The sequence below is a fragment of the Novosphingobium sp. NBM11 genome (assembly GCF_015390225.1).
Classification (GTDB): domain Bacteria; phylum Pseudomonadota; class Alphaproteobacteria; order Sphingomonadales; family Sphingomonadaceae; genus Novosphingobium.
On sequence record NZ_VUOG01000003.1, the window covers coordinates 254,639 to 274,110 of the forward strand.

Genomic DNA, 19,472 nt, shown 5'->3' on the forward strand with positions numbered 1-19,472 from the left:
AGATCTACTTTGAAACAGGCTCCATCGCCTTCAGATTTGGACCACTCGATTTGATCTGATCGCCGATTCCCGATCGGCGAGCGCAAAACGCAACGATTAGGGGATTGCCCGCAGATTCATGCCAAGTTTGACTTTTAGGCCTATTTTTGCTGATGGAAGGCAAACCGGATCGGGCTGGCTTGATTCGAAGGGAGGCACGCGGGGATGTCCTATACCGTAAACACGCTTCGGACGATGACCCGTTCGTGCGAGATGATGCGCGACCGAGTGAAGTCGGTCGTATTCAAACCCGAGGACCGGAAGGTTCTCGACCTCACCTTTGGCCCCACGGCGGCGGCCGAACTGGTCGGGCGCACTCCTGAGGCGTTGGCGAAGGCTGAGAAGGAAGGCCGGCTCTCGCCGCCAAAGCAACTGGGCAACGGCCGCCGCTATTACACGCTTGAAGATCTGACGAAGATCCGCGAGGCATTGCACATTCGTCCGGCAAAGCGGCAGATGAAGATGCTGTTGTGGTAGCAGTGCAAAATTTCAAGGGCGGCGTTGGCAAGAGCACGATCACAAAGCATTTTGCGGATTATTTGGCTCTTCACGGTTATAGCGTGCTGGTCATCGACTGCGACCCGCAGGCTTCGACCACTACGATGTTCGATATTCAGCCCGAGACCCTCTTCGATGAAGATAAGACTCTCGGCAATTTCTTGTCGCCCCGCAGCACCTTCGACGATTTCCGACAGGCGATTCATGACACGGCATGGCCGACCATCAAGATCGTCCCGTCGAGCCTCGGGCTTCAGGATGCGGAATGGGACCTGACAGCGACATTGCGCGAGGGCGGTCAGGCTGTCCGTGAGGGTCTGCAGCGGCTTCGCATCGGCATTCAAAGCATCATAAAAGACTTTGACGTCATCGTTCTCGATCCGCCGCCCGCGATGGGCTTTCTTGGTCTGAACGTGATGGCGGCCGCGACCGGTCTTCTTGTGCCTGTACCAGCCCGCCAGCTCGATTATCTGTCCACAATTCACTTCATGGATACTATTGCGGACAATATCGAGATTCTCGAAGAGAATGGCACGCCGGTGGATTATGGTTTTATTCGCGTGGTCTGCTCAGCCTACACGCCCAGCAAACCGGGTGAGGCCGACATGTGGAAGATGATGCAGGCAACCTATGCCAACTTCCTCCTGAGCCAGCCAATCCTGGCATCGGAAGAAATCAAGAACGCCACACAGGCCTTTCGATCGATCTACGAGAGCAAGCCGTCGGCGGCACACGCCACCTATCAAAGGTGCCGTGATAATCTCGACGCTGTGTTCGGAGAGGTTCTGCAGCAGATCCGTGAGCAATGGCCGTCGCAGAGCATCTCGAGGCGAGCGAACGATTCCGTCGCGAGTGCCGCAGCGTGAGCCGGCGGTCAGCGATCAGCGAAGCTCTGGCGGCGCCGGCACCGGCCTCGGAGCCCACGCCCGAGCAGACCGACGTCGGGCAAAGCGGAGCTGCTCGCAATTTCACGGCGCGGCGGCTGGAAGGCTTCACCGAGGCCGCCCGAATGGTGAAGCGACCGACCATCCGGCTGAAGCCCTCTGAATGTTCGATCTGGCCCGGAAACGCGCGCGACTATGCGCTGCTGACTGAGGATCGTGTCCGAAGCCTCATAGACTCCATTCAGGCCGAGAACGGCAACCGTATCCCGGTCGTTGTTCGGCGGGTGAAGAATGCCGCGCTCGAATATGAGCTCGTTATCGGCACACGGCGCCATTGGGCCATCGCGTGGCTCAACGCGAACCACTATCCCGATATCGAGCTTGTCGCGATCATCGAGGATCTCGACGACGAGGCCGCCTTCAGGCTGGCCGACATCGAAAACCGGGAACGTGAGGACATCTCCGATCTCGAACGGGGAGCAAACTACAAAGCTGCCGTCGACGCCTATTATGATGGCGTGCAGGCCCGCTTGGCGGACCGTGTGAAGCTCTCGAAATCCATGTTGTCGAGGTACATCGGTCTCACGGAAATCCCGCAATCGATCGTAAGTGCGTTTAGCTCGCCGATGGACCTTCAGGTGCGCCACGGCGACAAGCTGCTGCCGCTCGTTCGCATGCCCGCAATGCGAGAGAAGATGGAGGCGGCCGCTAAGGACATCGCCGCGGAACAGAGCTTTCGGCAGTCGGGAGACGAGGAGCCGATTAGCGGCGCGGAGGTCGTCGCGCGGTTGATCAAGGCGACGACGGTCAGCAGGAGCAGTCGCTCCCAGAAGGCCACCATCGAAGCGAAGGGGACCATGATTGGTCAGGTCGACCGTGATCGTGCGCGGGGGCTCACCATCACGATCAATCCGACTGATCTGTCGGCGGACGATATCCTCGAAGCTCTTCGCCCGCTCATCGAGCGAGCCAAGATCCTGAAAGGAGCGGCGCGCTGATGGGGCTTGGAGCCGCTTGGAATAACCCGAACTTCACCACTCTGAAATTCGGGGTTTTTCCGCGCGATTTCAATGGGTTAGGCCATTTGTCCCACGCGTGGGACGCGGCATGAACGAGAGCGAAAACGAAGCTGCGACGACGGTGCTTGGTGGCCGTCGCGTACAGTTTGAAATGTTCTTCACGCTCCCGGATTTTAGCGACATCTCGCTGCGCGATTATCAGGAAACGATGCAGCGCCCCTTCTTCAGCCTGTCGAAGAAGAAGCGGGTCAAACCGATCGAATATGTAAGCCCGGACAAACAGGTTACCGTCCACGTGTCGGCCAATCCCGAATATGGCATGGCGACGATCTGGGATGCGGACATCATGATCTACCTCGCCTCTCACTTGAATGAGTTGCGCGAACGTGGAGAGAATGATCTTTCGCCGACGATCCGGCTACAACCAGGCGACTTGTTGAAGCGCATCTGCTGGGGTGTGAGCGGACGTGCCTATGAGCGTCTCATCGGAGCGCTGGACAGGCTACAGGCAACCACGATCAAGACCAATATCCGGGCAAATTCGAAAACCCGTGAGACCACCTTCTCGTGGATCGACAGCTATACGCATCTCGTAGACGAGCGAACCCAACGGTCCCTCGGAATGGAGATCACTCTGTCGAAGTGGTTCTTCGACGGTGTGATGGACAAGCGCAACGTCCTAGCGATTTCTCCCCTTTATTTCGAGATCACAAGCGGGCTCGGGAAGTGGCTGTACCGCGCGAGCCGCAAGCACGCCGGCGGCAACGGCGCCGAAGGCTTCACGATCGGCTTCGAGACGCTGCATCAAAAGAGCGGGAGCGAAAGCTCGCTGCCGTCCTTCAAGAATAAGATCCTTGAATTGGCGCGGGCCAACAGCCTCCCGGAGATCAACTTGGAAGTGATTGGAGCGGAGACGCCCCGACCAAAGCTGAAGATGGTGATGCGTCGCTTCATGGAAGGGCACCAGGAGGTCCCGTCACGGAAGCGCAGCGCGCCCCCCTCCCCTGCCCGCCCGGCTGCAAGTTCCAAGGCGGTCGGTGCTCCCAAGCCGCTCCACCCAGCGCCGGCTGAGGAAGCCGTAGAAAAGCTTGTTGACCCAAGCCTCGTCCGCAGCCTGGTGAAGCGTGCTGTCTCAGATCTCAAGGTCGCCGATCCCAAGCCCAGCCTAGATCCGCATGATCAAAGCTACGCTGTCGCTGCGGCTTCCACGCCGCGCCGCCGCGGCGGCCGGGCACATGAGGTTCTCGACCCGGAGACCTACGCGGCGATCAAGGCAGAATGCCCTGGGTGGGACCTGGACGTCCTGATCAAGCAGTTCGACGCATTCCTGAACAGCAATCCCGACGAGATGCCGAGGAACTACTCGAAGCGGTTTTACGGCTTCATGAAGAAGCATCACGAGCGCAATAAATACACGCTCCCGGGATTCTGATTGAAGCGAGCCACGCGGTCGACGGCAGCAAGCCGAACGACGTGCGGGTGCAATCGTCCGGCCATCGCTTCCTTACCGCGCGGATAAGCGGCTGCTTCGTATGCTCATCCACGGCTTGGCGGAAGGACTATGGTGGGGTTCCACGTGGGCCTGAACTTCCGGCTCTGGCCCTGGGCATCGTGAACGCCGTAGCCGATCTGATCTCCGACCATCCCCTGAAGGTTCTTCGCGTATAGCCGAGACGACCGATCTAAAGACGCCTGCCATTGAACAGCCGCCGCGGCACGAACCGAGCGACGAACACCGCAAATCGCCAGCCCGGGAACGGATTTCCAACGTGGCTTCGCGAATCCGGAATCGAGCATCGACCACCGGCAGCGACAAATTCCGCTGCAGATCGCAACGTGTTTTCAGGAATCGATCTGAAACGCCATCCGATAAACCGGCACTTTGAAAAAGGGGCTGAAATTCGGCGCTTTCGGACACTCCCGGAAATCCACCCGGCTGATTCTAAAAACACGACCCGGTGACCAAGCGCCAACCAATGGTTTGCGAGCAATAGAGGGAGCCTGGGCCCGCCTCGATGTTGAGGCCGCAGTGAGGTTGAAGCACCCCCTTGAAGGACCATGCCGCGTGCATCGGAGCAGACCGATCGAAGCTGTGCGCGGGGCGGGGGCGAAAAGCCATTCCTGAAAACACGATGGAAGACGTGTTCGACATTCCCGATAACACGCCGAACCTGAGCAAGGATCACGATCGGACAATCCCGGGTTTGGGGTTGAAGCAAAAAAAGCGAATCGGAACGCTAACCGCTGCCAGCGCGGATCGGTGCAGGCCCGACCAAGATCAGCTTATCCACAGCCCTCATAGCGGCCATCGTGGTATCAGACCGAAAGCGTCGTGTTATTAGAATCGCGCCGTCGTGTTATCGGAGCTCGCCCGTCGTGTTATCGGAATCTGTCCACAGGCAGCGAATCGCGGGATTCCCTAGGTTTTTTCCGAAATCGCCGCGGCAGTAACCTTTTAACTCAAAGATATAACCCGCTTAACGCTTACGCCTTCGGCGGATTTTGAGATTTCTTATTTTTAGATGGAAAGGAGAGAGGAGGGGAGGGACGCCACTCTTGCGATCGGTCCCCTTGGTTGGTCCGACCGCTCTCCTTCAACTCCCTGGAGCGCGCCGCCAGCTTGGCCGCTGCCTGAGGTGTGACGCCAAGCAAGCGTGCGATGGCGGGCACCCGAAGCCCAGGATAGGCTAGTTCCAAGCGCAACAACTCCGGCAGCCGGCTACGCCTGGTCACCTCAACGACCCGCGGCAGATTTGCGATCCGTCCCTCGAGCCTGTCGAGCTCCGCCAATCCTTGCCTGCTTGCCAAGCCGATCGTGTTTTCCAACTCGCGGGTAAGTTCCTCTGCCAAGTTTGGAAGGTAGCGCGGCAGGTGCACAGCCGATGGCAGAATTTGCGTCGCCATGCCGGACGCGACCAATGCTCGAGGCAGCTGACACGCAGTCATCCAGATTGTGCCGAAACTCACCGGTTCGAGAATCATCTGACGGCCGTCGATCATCGTGACAGTCCGATCGGAGGCCGGCGAGACCTCCAAAGCCGCCTGGACCTCCAGGAGACGCTCAGCGACAGCGAGGAGGGTAGGGGAGGGGTAGGGGGCTGCAATGGCCGCCTGAGCCGCCCTGAATGCGCCTGAGAAGCGAGCAAGGTCCTCTGGGCCCCAGAGCTCCGCTTCGGCGCGGTCGTCGAGCAGCGTACGCAGGATCCTGAACGTGGCTGCGGTGAGATCGTCAGCTGGCGTCTGCTGAGCCGTCAGGGCGAAGTGCATCACGGCTGCCACAGACATTGGGTCGTTCAAGCCCTCGCTGTGGCGTGGCGGTGGCGTTCGCCCGCAAATCCAATTCATGATATCGTCGATGGATACGGAAACACCTGCGATTCCCGCGATCGTCGCTGTGCCACTCACTCTCGCCCGCGCTAGCCAGATATCCGAGCCGGACTGTTGGAGAGACGCCCATCCAGTCGGCCGAGGGCGAGTAGGGGGGGTAAGGACATCGAAGTGCTCACGATTCTTGATACCACGTTCTCAACGTAAGTCACCGGTTCGTTGTGACATCCTGCACGTCTCCTCATTCCACATTGGATAATTGCACTTATCACATAAGCAGATTTGACCGTTCTTTATAAGGTGGGCTACAAGTGTCGGTTTCCCCATACGACCGGACTCTGGCTTACCGCGCGACGTAGCGCGCCAGATTGTCCCCAAACCGCCGGATTCTGGGTAGCAAACCCCCGGACTGGTGCGGCCTCTGCCGAGAAAACCCCGCAGACTGCCCGCATTTTCGAGCTCGCCAGGATGTGAAAGCCGACGCTGCCTGTCCGCGCGGGAGAGCCGGGCTGACAGCGGGTTCTGTGGCCGTCGAGATGGGCCGATCGAACTCGACCACCTCAATCAAAGCTGGCCATAAGGTCCTCGAATTCATATCATATGGGGGCAACCGGTCGTTTGACCCCATTATATGGAATGTGACAAATGGCCCTGATCGGCTACGCGCGCGTCTCGACCGACGAACAGGACACCGCCGCGCAGCTCAGTGCCTTGCGCGCTGAGGGTTGCACGGTGATCCTCGAGGACAAGGCGAGCGGTGGCAGCCGCGATCGGCCGAACCTTGCACGAGCGCTCGAGCGCGTGCGGCACGGCGACACGCTGCTGGTGGTCCGGATCGACCGCTTGGCCCGGTCGCTCTCGCATCTGCTCGAGATCGTCGAGACCTTGCGGGGGGAAGGGGGCCTATTTCCGCTCGATCCACGATCCCATCGACACGTCGAGCGCGCAAGGCATGCTGATGACCCAGATGCTCGGCGCCTTCGCCGAATTCGAGCGAGCATTGATCCGCGAACGGACCAGGGCCGGCCTCAAGGCCGCTGTCGCGCGCGGGGCGAAGCCCGGGAACCCGAAGATGCGCTCGCGCGATCCAGCGGCGATCGCAGACATCCGGTACGCCCTCAAGGAGCGCTATCTCCATGAACTGGTCGATGATCGGCACCGATGGTTACCCACGGTCGCGCGACTGCGGCCACACCTCCCCTGGGGGATCGTGCTGCGACAAATCCGCGCGATCACACCGCCGGTTCGTTCGTTCAGTGAGCGGACGCTCGTGAAAGCGTGCCGAACGCTGGTCAAGGCAGGGTATGCGGACCCGACGATCCTCGATCCGGCGCCGCGCTTGCCGCCTGATACGCGGGTCGCGCGGCTTGTCGCCGATCGACGAAAGACGCATCCGGATTCTTCGCTGCGAGAAATCGCCGCGTGGCTGACACGGGATCTGCGTGAACCAACTCCGCGGGGTGGGCTGGCGTGGTCGCCTGAAGGGGTCCGGCGGGTGATTGACCAAGCGAGAAGCTGCATTTGATGGACACCTGAGCGGGGCTTGGAAGGAAGTCCCGCGAGATGACCGCTACACCTCCGCGAAGGCTGTGGTTGCCGGCGAAACGGCGTAGTTTGAACTTTGCGAGGGTCGAGCGCCGCCGCCTCCGCTGCTTTGCAGCCTCAATTTGTCGAGTGAACGTGGGAGACCAGTGGCCCGTGGCGGCGGGATAGCTGTCAAGCAGCTCGCGATTCATCCCGGCGACGAAGGTGTCGATTGCCGGCGGTGCGTCAGGGCCGAACAGCGCGGTGGTCGTCCCTGGATCGGAGTCGATGATTGCGTGGGCGGCCGCAAGGAGGCACCGGCGCAGCAGTGGTGTTGCCGTGGCGAGTGGGTTCGGTTCATCGTATGAAAGAAATCGGTAGTCGCGCATGCCGGGCGTTATCGCGTCGCATGCGAAATCGTTGAGCGCGATGGCCCTGGTCCTGCCTCCCCAATGGTCGTGGCCCGGCGGGGATCGGGTCAGGAGGCTGCAAATGTCGCGCACCTGATCGAGGAGCTGGCTGGCCGATGTGAAGTTGAAGCGGAACTGGTCGGGGGTTTTGCCTGCCATGGCACCCATCAACTGCAACTCGAATGTAATGGCGTGGTCCCAGCAGGCCCGGGCGGCCTTTTCAGCGTCGAGTGTCGACACGGAAGCTCTTTCCAGTGGTCGCCAGCATGCCCCGCAGATCATTCGTAGCGGCCCGCGGGCCGGCGTCGCAAAGCGCCAGTTCAGCGATCCGCACGCGTTGCACCGGTCCTCCAAAGGCCAGCGGTGCCGGTGGCAGAACCCTGAAGCGGCCAATACCATTGCTGCCGGACGTAGGCAGGTTCGTCATTGGCAAAGCCCTCTGCGAGGCACCGGCTACACCAGGAGATGCCGAGCCTCGGAACGGCGCTGACTTCGGGATAGTCGACCGGGCGGGGTAGGTGCTCCCAGACCAGAAAGTCGAGCGCGAGAGCAGGGTATCGCCGTGCAAGGCTTTGCTCGGCCAAGCGAATTGCCGACACGTCCAGGCGATCGGCGGCGGCTTTCAGCCAAGCCTGCATCGGCCGAATATCGGGGTGTCGCCAGTTGCCTTTGCGATCTCGAACCGCTTTGGGCTTGGAAAGCGTTCGTCCGCGGCGCGATCGGCGCTGGCGCGCATGCCAGGACGTGAGCAGTTCGTCAGCGAGCGGTACATTGGGTGCAATCATGCCGCGCGCCGGCGCATCGCCCGCTTGGCGCTGGCAATTACTTGCATCGACACGAGCGGGAGCAATAGCTGGTCGTCTTCGAAGCTGTCGGCGTCGATCATCTCGCGGCCGTTGCGGATCGCCTCAATGGCGACAGCCTCCATGATTCGGAATATCCGGCCCTGTCACGCCCTCGGTTAGCGCAATGACGCGTTGACGGACCTCATGGTCATCGAGCCGGGAAAGAACGGCGTAAGGGCAGCCAATCCCGCGAACTCGCCATAAGCTGGCGCAGGCTGTGATCGTTACGCCATGGGGCAAGCTCGAAAGCGGCAAAGCGGTCGGCGAGATTGGGATCGGTGAGGATCGCGATGCGCGCATCCTTCCGTGCCCGCGCATACGATCGGGATGCGCAAATCGTTGGTCAGAAAACGGATAGTGTTGAGGAATATCCGTTGCTGGCGCGGCGAGCCCGCCAGCATCTTATCGATTTCGTCGAGCACAAGCACCTTGGTTCCGAACTCGCCAAGGGTCCGTCGTGCGAGTGAGCGCAGCGATCGCAGGCTGATATGATCGAACTCGGCATAGTTCATCGCCAGCAATAAGCTCAGTGTAGAATTCGTCCTCAGTCGGTTGCGGCGGCATCCTGCACCATCACGATCGGCATGGTCGTGAGACCGGCGCGCTTGTCGTACCTGCTCGCGTGTAGTTCAGCGAAGCGGTTGAGGATTTCACTCTTACCCATCCCGGTCGATCCGAACAGCAGCAGGCAGGGCATGCGCCCGCGCTGCGGATAGGTCAGCAGATCCTCAAGCCTGCCGAGTGCCGCTTCGGCTTGCGGAAGCGAAAACCCATCGGTCCGCGTCGCAGCCAGTCGATGCGCTCTTCATCGGATAACACCGCCTGCTCGCGATATGCGGGAAACAAATGATCGTAAGAGGTCGGTCATAATCGTTCCTCGATCTGGAACGGGACAATAGGCTCCGTATCATCCGGCTCGGGCGATGTGGGGCGGCGGCGGCAGAGAGTGCGGGGACGGCGGAAAACCTGCTTCGAGGGCATAGGCAACACGCTGCGCGATTTTCGGGCCGCCTAGTCTTGTGGATCGCGTCCAAGGACGATGCGCCGCTGCTCGTTGACCATGTCAAAACAGCGACTGTTCATCGACAGCCTGGCGCCCCGCGCTCTGCGCAGCGTTCGGGACTGCCAGGTCGTGCTCGAAACTTAGTGATTGGCAGGCCGCCGCCGATCACTAAGGCGGGACCGTCAGATGCTCGTTATCGGACAGCTCGACGTAGACTGCCGAGAGGTTGAGGGGATTGTATTTGATCGGGAGCTTTTGGCCGCAGTTTGCGATGAGGCTGGCTAAACCGCCGTGCCAGTAGAAGGCGTGGAACAGCTCGATACCCTCACGCCTGATCTTCCGCATTTCGAAAGGGAAGAAAATTCAGCAGGAAGCGATCGGGGATCGGCCGGGAGCCGGAGCGGATCGGGGCGAACACCGAGCCCGTCGGCCAGGCCGTTGAGGGGAGGAATGCCAAGCTCGCTATGAATCGAACCATGATAGACGCCAACTTCAATCGTAAACCATTGCTCGAACTCGCGCAGTGTCATGCAGGCTTGGCCTTCCGCGTCGTAATCGCCTTTGGCTTGGATATTTGAGAAGGTCGTACCCGGTAGGAGGTGCACGGCGCCGATCGTTGTTCCCGATCAAGGCGCTCAATGTGGCCGCCGTAGTGGGGCGTACGTCGGGCCGGTACTTGAGATTGATGCCATGCTGCTGGCAGCCGCGCTTCAGCGCCCGGGACCGGAACTCTGGGGCATTGTCGAGATGCAGTGTCTTGGGAATGCCGAAAGATGGGATAATCAATCTTGATCTCCCGCTCCTCAAGCCAAGCCATCTTTGGCAGGACCGGCGTGACGGATCGCCATGCCGACTGACGTGGCCGACGGGCTTTCGAGCGAGATATAGAAGCCTGGGATCACGCGCGGTCGCGATGTCGATCTGCAGGGTCAACGTCGGGCGGACCGAGAGGTTTTGCGGAAATGTTCGTCGACGATGATGATGTCGGCAGGCGTGTGATCCATCTGGACGATCTGAAGAGGATGGTCGGCTGTGTAAGATCCGATCACTGGTCTATTCGATCAGACGCTGCTTTCGCCCCGTCGCGCTTCCTGATGAGGCCGCTCCCGTCCGATCGTGGCAACGCGTGCGGCGATCGTCTTACGCGTTGGAGAGCGTAGGCCGCGCTCATAACAGGCGTGCCGGATGTCGCGTACCAGTCGCGCGAGGGTTGGCTTGGGGCGGGTTAGGTAGAACTGCTCGATTTCGGAGGCGACGAGCTGGTCGACCTCTGGCGGCAGGCGGCGGCGTCCTTTGGGAAAGCCTTCGGGCCGATCGACAAGGGAACTGGTAACGGGATCTTCCCGGTAGCGCGCCACCAGCTCAAAAAGGCGCGACCTGCTCAGACTCAGTTCCGCGCTCGCATCCAACATGGCGGCGCGGGTAATTTTAGGTAGGTTGGCGAGCGCACGAATAGTCGGCTCGCGATTGCAAGCGATGCTCCAGGCTGTAGAATCCGCTCTCGTAAGAGCCGTGCCCGTTTCGGCCATAGCCTATCCCCGATCGTGCCAGGGACTCGTGTTGCCGGGTCCGCCGGTATTGTATCAGAAATTGGACAGGCAGGCGAGAGTCCGGAGGTATTGTAGCAAGGTGAAGATTGAAATCTCTAGTTTTTCCGGTCCGCCGGTTTACTCAAACTGACAACAAGCGCGGCTGAGGAGCGAGGCGCGTCGTGAGCACCGAAACCGCCCGGGAAGGGCCAGAAATCCCCGTAGCGCCGCCTGAGGCTGTCCTGCCGGCCGTCAGGGCGCCGGCCGACCTTGCGTGGACGATCGTGCAGATGCGCGCCGGCGAGCGCATCACCGTCAACGAGGGCCTGATCGCCGCCTATCAGGCCGCTTCATCGCCCCATAGCATCCGTGCGCTCAAGTCCGACGTCGAGGCGTTCGATGCGTGGTGTAGGCGCAACAACCGGATCGCGCTGCCGGCCACGCCCGAGACCGTGGCCGATTATCTCGACGCGCGGGCCGGGAAGGGGAGCCGGCCGGCCTCGCTATCCCGCTACAAGGCGTCGATCGCCAAGATCCACCAGCTGCTCGAGCTCAAGGATCCGACGCCGGCGCCGCTGGTGAAGCTGCGGCTCCAGACGGTGCGCCGCGAGAAGGGGGCTGCGCAGAAGCAGGCGCGGCCGCTGCGGTTCAAGGGCCCGGTGCGCGACGTCGAGCGCGACAAGGCGCGGGGGCTCAACATCCGCGCGCTGCTCGAGAGTTGTGGCGAGGATCTGCCGGGGCTGCGTGATCGGGCGCTGCTATCGGCCGCTTATGACACCGGGCTGCGCGCCTCCGAACTGGTGGCGGTCGCCATTGAGCATATTGAGGAGGCGATCGATCCCGAAGCGCGGCTGCTGCAGATTCTGCGTCATAAGGGCGATCAAGACGGGGAGGGGGCGACCGCCTACCTCAGCCCGCGCACCGTCGCGGCGATCGCGGCGTGGACCGAAGCGGCGGGGATCACGACAGGGCCGCTGTTCCGGCGGGTGCAGGTGCGGCGCTACAAGGCGCGGGCAGCCGTGCGCGGTCGGCCGATCGACAGCATCTCGGGCCGGGAGACGTGGGATCTGCGCAAGACGCTGTCCAAGCCGGCGGTGAAGGCGCGCGTCGAATATGACATCGGCACCGTGGCGCTGCACCCGGGCTCGATCGGACCAATCTTTCGGTCGATCATCGGCCGCGCGTTCGACCGTGGCGCGCTGCCCGATTTGACGGCGGACGATCTGGCGCGGTTGCTGAAGGGGATCAGTGCGCACTCGACGCGGATCGGGCTCAATCAGGACCTGTTCGCCAGCGGGGAGGATTTGGCCGGCATCATGGACGCGCTGCGGTGGAAGTCGCCGCGGATGCCGCTCGCTTATAATCGCAATCTCGCGGCAGAGCAGGGGCGGCGGGGCGCCTTATGGCGAAGATTGGCTAGTCATGACGGCCTAAATAGGTCTTTGGATGATGCCGTGCGACCACACGACGGCGGCAGGTAGATCGAGGGATTTGCGCAGCGGCAAGAACCGGAGAAGGGAGGCTGAGCCCCCGGGGTCTTGAGCTACAACGTTAAGCCTAAGAAACGGGCAGGGGCCTGGTAGCGCGTAGTGTATGAGCGAAGCCACCATCGCTCAAACTCATCAGCACAGTCCAATTTCGAAGAGGAAACAAGAAAGTGGTTCCGGAAACGGTATGGATCTTATCCTGTGTAAACGCTCGCGCTAAATGGCGGCGTTCTGATCGCGCTATTTGTCAGTTGCCGGGTCCGATGACGAGGCAATCGCGCGCGGCCTGAACGATGTCAGCGGTGACCTCCTCGACGCGGTTGAGGGTCATGATCCGCCGCATCTGCGCGAACAGGCGCTCCATGAGCCGGAAGTTGCCGCGCGTGATGCGGATCACGGCTGCCTGCGCTTCGATCGCGTCGAGTTGGGCCGGGTCGAAGCTGATCCCGAAATCGCCGGCGTGGGTCGCGAGCAGCAGCCGCATTTCGGTCTCGGTAAGCGGTTTGAACTCGTGGACGAAGCCGATCCGCGAGTAGAGCTGGGCATAGCGGGCGAGGCGCTTCTCCAAGCCCGGCATACCCATCAGGATCAGCCCGAAGCCGTGGCGATCGGCCATGTCGCGGAGATGTTCGAGCGACTTTATGGTCAGGCGGTCGGCCTCGTCGACGATGACGAGGGGCAGGCGATGCGGGCGGCGTCATGGGTGATTTCGTCCTGCGAGCCGCCCGCGACCGTCAGCCGGGCATAGCCCAGCTTAATGAGGTTGAGGCCCAACACCGCGTCGATCGTCTTGGGCGTGTTGCTGACCGACACGGTGTAGAAGACGGCGCGGCAGCGAGCGACCTTTTCGCCAAGGAGCGCGGCAATGGGACGGAGCGCGGCATATTCCCCAGGTCGGGGAAGCTGGAAAACTCGCGCGCCGATCGCGTCTTTCCGACGCCCGGCCGGCCATGACACACGCCGATATAGCGGTAGTGCGCGCAGGCTTCGGCAAACTCGACGAACCGGGCATGTTCGCGGGTCGCCAGGAACGGCTGCTCGACCAGGAACTCAATCGTCAGCGGCGTAGAGCCGGAGCCCTCGGTAGGTGGTGGGCCGGGAAGCCGTATCCTCTTGGTCGCCATCGAAGGTCTCCGTGGGGGCAGGCACCTGCTTGTCGCGCTCCTTCGCGCCGCGCCGGGCGCGCTGGATCGCGCGCAACGACGGGTGCCCAGCGTGCTCGGAGCTGAGCGCACGGCAGACGAACCGGCCCTGGTGGTAGACGTGGATCTCGGTCAGGTCGCGGGGGTCATAGACCGCCTCGACCTGCTCGCCGACGAAGGCCGCGAGCGTGGGTTCGACATAGCGCCTGCCCATCAGACGGATGCCGTCGCGCAGCACTTTACGGGGCTTGGGCACGTGCACGAGCAGCATGTCGAGCTGTTCAAGGCTGTCGGGCATTGCGGGCAGGAACCCGCCCTTCTGCCAGCGCGTGATCGGCGGTTCGCCGGTGCTGCCATGCGGGCGACGATGATAGACGCCGCACACGAACGCCTCGAAGCGGGCGCGCAGCTCGTCGAGCGTGAGCACTGGCGCCGACAGCGGCTTGCCCGCGATCAGGTGGCCGGGCAGGTCGGGCAGGAACATGTCGTTGATGGTGCGGAACAGCCGCTCGATCTTGCCGCGCCCGCGAGGACGCCCCGGCAGCGAATGGATGAGGCGGATTTTGAGGGCGATGCACGCCTGCTCGATATGCTCGGAGATGAAATCCGAGCCGTTGTCGACGTAAAGCTGTTCGGGAATGCCGCTGACGATCCATTCGGGATTGGGCTTGCGCCAGATCGCCTGCCGCAAGGCGAGCGCCGTGTTGAGGGCACTGGGGGCATCGAGGCTGAGGAAGTAACCGGCGATGGCTCGGCTGTGATCGTCAACGATGACGGTCAGCCAAGGACGCACCGGGGTTCCGGCATCATCGAGCACGAGAATGTCGAGAACGGTATGATCGGCCTGCCACATCTCGTTCGAGGTCGCGGCTTCGCGCCGATGCACTAGCCCGGCCTATTCATGAGACTGAGGTTCCGGGCTTGTTGGGTGGCGATGCGTTTTCGGTGATGTGATCCGGACGAGCGCCTCTGGCGGTGTTTTTCACCGCGGTGGGATCGATGGGCTTTTCGGGGTTAATGGAGGGGGGCTTGCGGTTCGGCGGCACGGCCGCGCGGGCTATGTAGGAGCAGGCCGAAGGTTGGTGGCGACGGCCTTGAACGTGGCGGCATCGGGGCATGCTGACGCGAAGGCGATGCGGATGCGCGTTGCGGATTCAATGACGCGGGCGGCGACCTTGAGCAACCGGAGGCGGATCGTTGCGAACTCGGCGACGGCAAGCGCGGCAGATTTTGGGATTTCTTGCTGGATCCGCCACAGTCGCGACAGATGATTTCGACTTGCGGGTTCTGGCGCAGCCAGGCGATGACCGTGTCGCGCTGACGATCGGGAAGCAGGTCGATCACCTCGCGTCGTTCGAGATCGACCACGATGCTCCCGTAGCTGTGGCCGCGGCGCCAAGCGAAGTCGTCGATGCCAACCACCCGCGCAGGTGGCGGCGGCACGGAGGCAGGATCGCTGCGTCTCAGAACTCGAAGCATCGTGTCGCGCGACCAAGGCGCCGACAGACGCGCCATCATGCGCGAGCCCGGCCTACCACCCAGCGCGACGCCACCGCGCGCACTAGCGCGTCGCAACGAACCCACCCTGCGGCCATATCGCCGGCCAACCGGCGGCGCCAGCGGCTCGCTGAACGTGCGCCTTGGACAAAGGGTATGCGTGCACCGAAACCGTCGAACCGACAGTCTCAGCCTGACGATGCTGCCGCTGACCGGCAAATCCGAAAGGCATGCGGTCATATCGACTGTGGAGAGACGTCGATGGCATGCGCGCAATCCGGGCAATCCGCTCCCACGGCCGCCAATCGGCCCGACATCTCGACGATTCCGTCGATCACAGTCCGGCTTTCCACGATTAATCCCGGTAACTGCAGGCTACTGTTCCCATGCCTTTCGAGGCCATCGACGTGTGCTCCTTGCTGACCCCCAATCCAGTTGGCCGCACACAGCGCAGAAATGTTCAAATCTGCACGGAATTTGAGTCAGACCCGAAATAGTACCCGGCGTGTGCGATGCATCGACCGACAGCTTCAGTTCGCCATCACCGATCGGATATTTGACGTCCGCGCCCAGCGAGACGACGAACTTCGGCGCCCCCGCCAGCCGGTTGCCCTTGATGAACAGCACCCCGGCCCCGCCCGCCGACCTCCACGTCGCGATCATAGCTGGTGTCGAGGACCAGGCCGTTCGAGCGCAGGGTGAACATCGGCGAGACCCGCCACAGCAGATCATATTGCGCGCCGGTGATCTTGGCCCCGGTTCCGTTGACCCAGGATGTTCGATCCGCTCGCGGAGTCCGTATAGGCAATGTGGATATTGCCATAGTTGTAGTGGAACGCGCCGATGTTGAGGCGCGCATCGGGCGACAAGCGGATCTTTGCCCCGCCTTCGAACGAGGTGATCGTCTCGGGCTTCACACCGGGGCTGAGCAGATTGGTGTTCGAGAGGGTCGCGCCCTTGAACCCGGTGGAGACGCCCGCATAGAGCAGAATGCTGCGGTGTCCGTACTGGATGCGGCCGGTATAGGTGAACTTCGATCCTTTCAGCTCCTGTCGGCCCTGGTTGGGGATACCGAAGACGTTTCTTGGGATCGGCAAGCGACAGAAAATCGGTGTTGTATATTTTTCGTCCGTGTAGCGCCCGCCCGCCGTTATGCTCAGCTTGTCGGTTATCGGCACGGTGATCTGGCCGTAGCCGCAATGGACCTGTTCTGCCAGCGATTGTCGGCGGTCAGCGCCGATAGCGGCGGCAGGTCGCCGGTGAGCAACACATCGCCGGCAGCGTCGAGGTAGAGCATGCGGCGATCCACTGAACGGGCGAATTCACCGAAGCGACCTGCAGTTCCTGTTGCCAGGTGCGCGACGGAAAATCCCCGGTGAAGCCGACGGAGCCGCCTTGAAAGCCCGCCGGATAGCTCTTCGGGTCCGCGAACAGAATCTCGGTCGCCGATAACGACTTCGCCGTCTGGTATGCCGTCAACGAGCTTATTTCGACCGACCCGAGATCGAGCGTGGCTTTCGCCGAATAGGTTTCGGCATTGAGCTGAACGAAGGAGCCCGCCGGCCCCCGGCCGCAATATGCCGCGGGTCGATCCGTTGGCCTCGTTTTCGTAAGTCGCGCCATGTTCACCGCTGAAGCGCAAATTCGCCGCCGCGGCGAACGCGTCGGCGGGCGAAACGCCGAAGCTCTGCAGAAAGCCGGCATAGTAAAGCTGCGATCCGTTGAGGCCCGTACCCAGCACGTTGAGGTCGAGCCCGACCGCCTGATAGCCCTGACCCGACCGATCGTCGGATTCGAAATGTTGCGCGCGGAGCACGAGGTTGAACTGCTCCGATGGCTTGAAGACAAGAACCGCGCCAATCGACTTGGAATCGCGATCGTAAAAGTCGGCGTTGCTCGTCCCGGCGCCCGAAGCGTTGAGATTCTTGATGTACCCGTCGCGCTTGCGGATCGACCCGTTGACGGAGAAGGCGAACATCTCGCCAAGCCCGCCCGAAACGATCCCCGACGCCTCGCGATTGTTGTAATTGCCGTACCCCGCGCGGAAGCGGCCCGAAATGGGGTCGCCCGGCCGTGGCGTCTTGGTCGTCACGACGATCGCGCCGCCGGTCGCATTGCGGCCATAGAGCGCACCCTGCGGCCCTTCGAGCACCTGGACCTGCTCGACATTGTCGAGGTCGAAAGCGGCGCTTGTCAGGGTCGCGATATAGACCCCGTCGACATAGGTTGCGACGCTGGCCGCCTGCCCCGCTCCGGTGACGGTGGAGCCGACGCCGCGGATGAACGGCGTGACGTTGCTCGCCTGATTCTGGACCGTCAGCGACGGCGTCAGCTTGGGCAGGTCCTGCAGGGTGGAAACGTTGCGCGCCTCGAGCACTTCGGGCTCGACCGCGGTCACCACGACCGGAACCTTCTGGAGACTTTCGGACCGGCGTTGCGCGGTTACGACGATATCGGCCAGTCTCCGCTGCCGGCGGTCACACCGTCTTCCGCGGCCGACGCGCCGGCTTCCTCCGCCCAAGCCGGCGAAAGGTTCATCGTGGCGATGGCGACACTGGCCATCAGAACAGCCTTACGCATCTTCGTCTCCCTCCAGATCGTGAAGCTTTTCGCTTCATCTTTCCGCTTGCCAGTCCGAGCCGCTGTAGCTCATACCCCGACACGACAAAAATAGATATTCGTCGTATTTTATTCTGTCAACATGCATCTTAAATGCTCATTTAAACGGGCGATTTCGCAGGTTTCCGGCGAATTGGAGGGAGAGGGAATTGGCAAGCAACGCCCCGATTCGGACCCAGACGACAAGCTTCTGCCGGCTCTGCGAGGCCTTCTGCGGGACGGTGGTGACGGTCGAGGACGGCCGCCCGGTCAAGCTGACACCCGATCGCGACAATCCGCACACGCAGGGGCATATCTGCGTAAAAGGCGCAGCGATCATCGACATAGCCAACGATCCCGACCGCGTGCTGCGGCGCTGAAACGTGTCGGCGGCCCCGGCGAATTTGCCGAGATTTCGTGGGATCAGGCGCTCGACGATATTGCGACGCGGCTGAAGGCGATCATCGCCACGCACGGGCCTCAGGCGGTCGCGACCTATTTCGGCAATCCCGGCGCCTTTTCGACCGACACGTTCATGTCGAGCCAATGGTTCCTTGCAAGGATCGGCAGCAGCAAGTTCTACGCGCAGGGTCACAGGACAGCACTTCGCGCCACCTCGCGAGCTGGATTCTCTATGGCGTCGCCTTTCGCAACGCGATCCCGGACCTGCCGAATTGCGATTTCCTGATCATAACGGGCGCCAACCCGCTGGTATCGCACGGCGGCCTGCTCACCGCGCCGCGGATGCGCCACGATCTGGACGCCATTGCCGAGCGCGGCCGGGTGATCGTGATCGATCCGCGCCGGACCGAAACCGCGAAGCGGTACGAGCATATCGCGATCCAGCCCGATGCCGACGCATGGCTTCACGCAGCGATGCTCAAGGTCATGATCGGCGCAGGCGCGGTCGACGACGCCTTCCTTGCCGCGCGTTGCACCGGCTGGGACGATCTGCGCACGGCCGTCACCCAGGTCGATCTCGACGAGGCCGCGACCGCCACCGGCATCCGGCGCGACACCATCGAACGCCTTGCGCTCGATTTTGCAGCCGCGCCGCGCGCCGCGATGTACGGCCGGGTCGGCCTGTGCCGCGGCCGTTTCTCGACGATCGCCAACCTGCTGCTCGATGCGATCAACATCGCGGGCGGCAAGTTCGGCAAGCCGGGCGGGTCAACCTTCGGCGCCTTTCCGCTTGCCGAGGGCGCCGAACCGCTTTCGGGCTATGGCGAGCACCGCACGCGGATCGGCAACCTGCCGGTCGTTGCGGGGCTGATGCCCGCCGCCGCGCTGCCCGACGACATATTGCAACCGGGCGAGGGCCAGGTTCGCGCCATGATGGTCATCGCCGGCAACCCGGTGCTGTCCGCGCCGGGGGGCGAACGGCTCGAACGGGCACTCGAATCGCTCGATCTCCTGTTCTCGGTCGATCTCTATGTGACCGAGACGAACCGTTTCGCGCACTATATCCTGCCCGCGGCCACCTTCCTCGAAAAGGACGACATCCCGCTGATCGGGCTGTCGCACATGGTGCGGCCCTATCTCCAGTACGCCCGCGCGGCCGTGCCGCCGATGGGCGAGGCGCGCGAGGAACTGGCGATTTTCAGCGATCTCGCCGCGCGCATGGGGCTCGGTTCGATCGCGCCGACCCCGGGCCTGCGCTGGCTGGAGCG

19 protein-coding genes and 5 pseudogenes are annotated in these 19,472 nt (G+C 62.2%); 8 read left to right on the top strand and 16 right to left on the bottom strand.

Going from position 1 to position 19,472, the window contains the following annotated elements; genetic code table 11:
- Window positions 1-204: 204 nt before the first annotated feature.
- The 4 genes from F1640_RS25565 to F1640_RS21590 all read left to right on the top strand — a co-directional run bounded on the left by F1640_RS25565 (window position 205) and on the right by F1640_RS21590 (window position 3,872).
- Entirely contained in the window at window positions 205-516 is a 312-nt protein-coding gene (locus F1640_RS25565; protein ID WP_255530669.1) for a MerR family transcriptional regulator, read from the top strand.
- A complete protein-coding gene (locus F1640_RS21580; RefSeq protein ID WP_309229345.1) occupies window positions 510-1,403 on the top strand; it encodes an AAA family ATPase in 894 nt (297 codons plus the stop codon). Before F1640_RS25565 ends, F1640_RS21580 begins: the two co-directional genes overlap by 7 nt.
- Window positions 1,400-2,419, top strand: a complete 1,020-nt coding sequence (locus tag F1640_RS21585) for a ParB/RepB/Spo0J family partition protein (protein ID WP_375336212.1) — start codon at window positions 1,400-1,402, stop codon at window positions 2,417-2,419. The genes F1640_RS21580 and F1640_RS21585 overlap by 4 nt, the downstream gene beginning before the upstream one ends.
- 109 nt (window positions 2,420-2,528) lie before the next feature.
- Window positions 2,529-3,872: a replication initiator protein A gene (locus F1640_RS21590; RefSeq protein WP_255530671.1), complete on the top strand. Its 1,344-nt coding sequence runs from the start codon at window positions 2,529-2,531 to the stop codon at window positions 3,870-3,872.
- Window positions 3,873-4,924: 1,052 nt separating this feature from the next.
- On the opposite strand, the gene F1640_RS21595 is transcribed toward F1640_RS21590, so the two are convergent.
- Window positions 4,925-5,707, bottom strand: coding sequence for a hypothetical protein (locus tag F1640_RS21595; protein WP_194921803.1), 783 nt, complete (start codon window positions 5,705-5,707; stop codon window positions 4,925-4,927).
- 705 nt (window positions 5,708-6,412) lie between these two features.
- Here F1640_RS21595 and F1640_RS21600 point away from each other — a divergent pair.
- Window positions 6,413-7,292, top strand: a pseudogene (locus F1640_RS21600) (recombinase family protein).
- Between the two features lie 729 nt (window positions 7,293-8,021).
- On the opposite strand, the gene F1640_RS21605 reads toward F1640_RS21600, so the two are convergent.
- From F1640_RS21605 to F1640_RS21620, 6 genes are all read right to left on the bottom strand, one after another.
- Complete coding sequence (locus tag F1640_RS21605; RefSeq protein WP_194921805.1) at window positions 8,022-8,486, bottom strand: hypothetical protein; 465 nt, start codon at window positions 8,484-8,486, stop codon at window positions 8,022-8,024.
- On the bottom strand, window positions 8,483-8,629 hold the full coding sequence (locus F1640_RS25570; protein WP_255530673.1) for a hypothetical protein: 147 nt from the start codon (window positions 8,627-8,629) through the stop codon (window positions 8,483-8,485). Before F1640_RS25570 ends, F1640_RS21605 begins: the two co-directional genes overlap by 4 nt.
- A gap of 141 nt (window positions 8,630-8,770) precedes the next feature.
- A complete protein-coding gene (locus F1640_RS25575) occupies window positions 8,771-9,058 on the bottom strand; it encodes a TniB family NTP-binding protein (RefSeq protein WP_255530675.1) in 288 nt (95 codons plus the stop codon).
- 32 nt (window positions 9,059-9,090) lie between these two features.
- The gene (locus F1640_RS25580) at window positions 9,091-9,339 is read right to left on the bottom strand and encodes a TniB family NTP-binding protein (RefSeq protein WP_309229363.1); all 249 of its coding nucleotides are present in this window, start codon (window positions 9,337-9,339) and stop codon (window positions 9,091-9,093) included.
- A 378-nt stretch (window positions 9,340-9,717) separates the two neighbouring features.
- Window positions 9,718-9,894: a Mu transposase C-terminal domain-containing protein gene (locus F1640_RS21615; protein ID WP_194921806.1), complete on the bottom strand. Its 177-nt coding sequence runs from the start codon at window positions 9,892-9,894 to the stop codon at window positions 9,718-9,720.
- Window positions 9,895-10,610: 716 nt separating this feature from the next.
- Window positions 10,611-11,078 (bottom strand): hypothetical protein, encoded by a 468-nt coding sequence (locus tag F1640_RS21620; protein WP_194921808.1) that lies wholly within the window; start codon window positions 11,076-11,078, stop codon window positions 10,611-10,613.
- 182 nt (window positions 11,079-11,260) lie between these two features.
- Here F1640_RS21620 and F1640_RS21625 point away from each other — a divergent pair.
- Window positions 11,261-12,498: pseudogene (locus F1640_RS21625) on the top strand (site-specific integrase).
- Window positions 12,499-12,812: 314 nt separating this feature from the next.
- On the opposite strand, the gene F1640_RS25585 reads toward F1640_RS21625, so the two are convergent.
- From F1640_RS25585 to F1640_RS21660, 9 genes and pseudogenes are all read right to left on the bottom strand, one after another.
- Window positions 12,813-13,247: an AAA family ATPase gene (locus F1640_RS25585; RefSeq protein ID WP_309229364.1), complete on the bottom strand. Its 435-nt coding sequence runs from the start codon at window positions 13,245-13,247 to the stop codon at window positions 12,813-12,815.
- Entirely contained in the window at window positions 13,211-13,378 is a 168-nt protein-coding gene (locus tag F1640_RS25590) for a hypothetical protein (protein WP_255530676.1), read from the bottom strand. The genes F1640_RS25585 and F1640_RS25590 overlap by 37 nt, the downstream gene beginning before the upstream one ends.
- A 237-nt stretch (window positions 13,379-13,615) precedes the next feature.
- Window positions 13,616-14,593: a Mu transposase C-terminal domain-containing protein gene (locus tag F1640_RS21635; RefSeq protein WP_230461501.1), complete on the bottom strand. Its 978-nt coding sequence runs from the start codon at window positions 14,591-14,593 to the stop codon at window positions 13,616-13,618.
- 171 nt (window positions 14,594-14,764) lie between these two features.
- Window positions 14,765-14,965: pseudogene (locus F1640_RS21640) on the bottom strand (transposase); the annotation flags it as partial.
- Between the two features lie 59 nt (window positions 14,966-15,024).
- Window positions 15,025-15,444 (bottom strand): annotated as a pseudogene (locus F1640_RS25905) (ISL3 family transposase); the annotation flags it as partial.
- 135 nt (window positions 15,445-15,579) lie between these two features.
- Complete coding sequence (locus F1640_RS21645) at window positions 15,580-15,831, bottom strand: hypothetical protein (RefSeq protein WP_194921810.1); 252 nt, start codon at window positions 15,829-15,831, stop codon at window positions 15,580-15,582.
- Between the two features lie 101 nt (window positions 15,832-15,932).
- The gene (locus F1640_RS21650) at window positions 15,933-16,382 is read right to left on the bottom strand and encodes a TonB-dependent receptor domain-containing protein (RefSeq protein WP_309229347.1); all 450 of its coding nucleotides are present in this window, start codon (window positions 16,380-16,382) and stop codon (window positions 15,933-15,935) included.
- Window positions 16,373-17,665: a TonB-dependent receptor gene (locus F1640_RS21655; RefSeq protein WP_255530739.1), complete on the bottom strand. Its 1,293-nt coding sequence runs from the start codon at window positions 17,663-17,665 to the stop codon at window positions 16,373-16,375. Before F1640_RS21655 ends, F1640_RS21650 begins: the two co-directional genes overlap by 10 nt.
- Entirely contained in the window at window positions 17,647-17,784 is a 138-nt protein-coding gene (locus F1640_RS21660) for a hypothetical protein (RefSeq protein WP_194921831.1), read from the bottom strand. The genes F1640_RS21655 and F1640_RS21660 overlap by 19 nt, the downstream gene beginning before the upstream one ends.
- Window positions 17,785-17,972: 188 nt before the next feature.
- Here F1640_RS21660 and F1640_RS21665 point away from each other — a divergent pair, with 188 nt between their 5' ends.
- Both F1640_RS21665 and F1640_RS26110 read left to right on the top strand, forming a co-directional pair.
- Complete coding sequence (locus F1640_RS21665) at window positions 17,973-18,182, top strand: hypothetical protein (RefSeq protein WP_194921833.1); 210 nt, start codon at window positions 17,973-17,975, stop codon at window positions 18,180-18,182.
- A gap of 71 nt (window positions 18,183-18,253) precedes the next feature.
- Window positions 18,254-19,359 (top strand): annotated as a pseudogene (locus F1640_RS26110) (molybdopterin-dependent oxidoreductase); the annotation flags it as partial.
- Window positions 19,360-19,472: the final 113 nt, after the last annotated feature.

What these genes read in the sequence shown, in the direction of transcription:
- F1640_RS25565 (WP_255530669.1), top strand. Translation starts at nt 205, where the DNA reads ATGTCCTATACCGTAAACACGCTTCGGACGATGACCCGTTCGTGCGAG.
- F1640_RS25575 (WP_255530675.1), bottom strand. Translation starts at nt 9,058, where the DNA reads ATGAACTATGCCGAGTTCGATCATATCAGCCTGCGATCGCTGCGCTCA.
- F1640_RS21620 (WP_194921808.1), bottom strand. Translation starts at nt 11,078, where the DNA reads ATGGCCGAAACGGGCACGGCTCTTACGAGAGCGGATTCTACAGCCTGG.
- F1640_RS21660 (WP_194921831.1), bottom strand. Translation starts at nt 17,784, where the DNA reads ATGCGTAAGGCTGTTCTGATGGCCAGTGTCGCCATCGCCACGATGAAC.
- F1640_RS21615 (WP_194921806.1), bottom strand. Translation starts at nt 9,894, where the DNA reads ATGCGGAAGATCAGGCGTGAGGGTATCGAGCTGTTCCACGCCTTCTAC.
- F1640_RS21595 (WP_194921803.1), bottom strand. Translation starts at nt 5,707, where the DNA reads ATGCACTTCGCCCTGACGGCTCAGCAGACGCCAGCTGACGATCTCACC.
- F1640_RS21605 (WP_194921805.1), bottom strand. Translation starts at nt 8,486, where the DNA reads ATGATTGCACCCAATGTACCGCTCGCTGACGAACTGCTCACGTCCTGG.
- F1640_RS25570 (WP_255530673.1), bottom strand. Translation starts at nt 8,629, where the DNA reads ATGGAGGCTGTCGCCATTGAGGCGATCCGCAACGGCCGCGAGATGATC.
- F1640_RS21590 (WP_255530671.1), top strand. Translation starts at nt 2,529, where the DNA reads ATGAACGAGAGCGAAAACGAAGCTGCGACGACGGTGCTTGGTGGCCGT.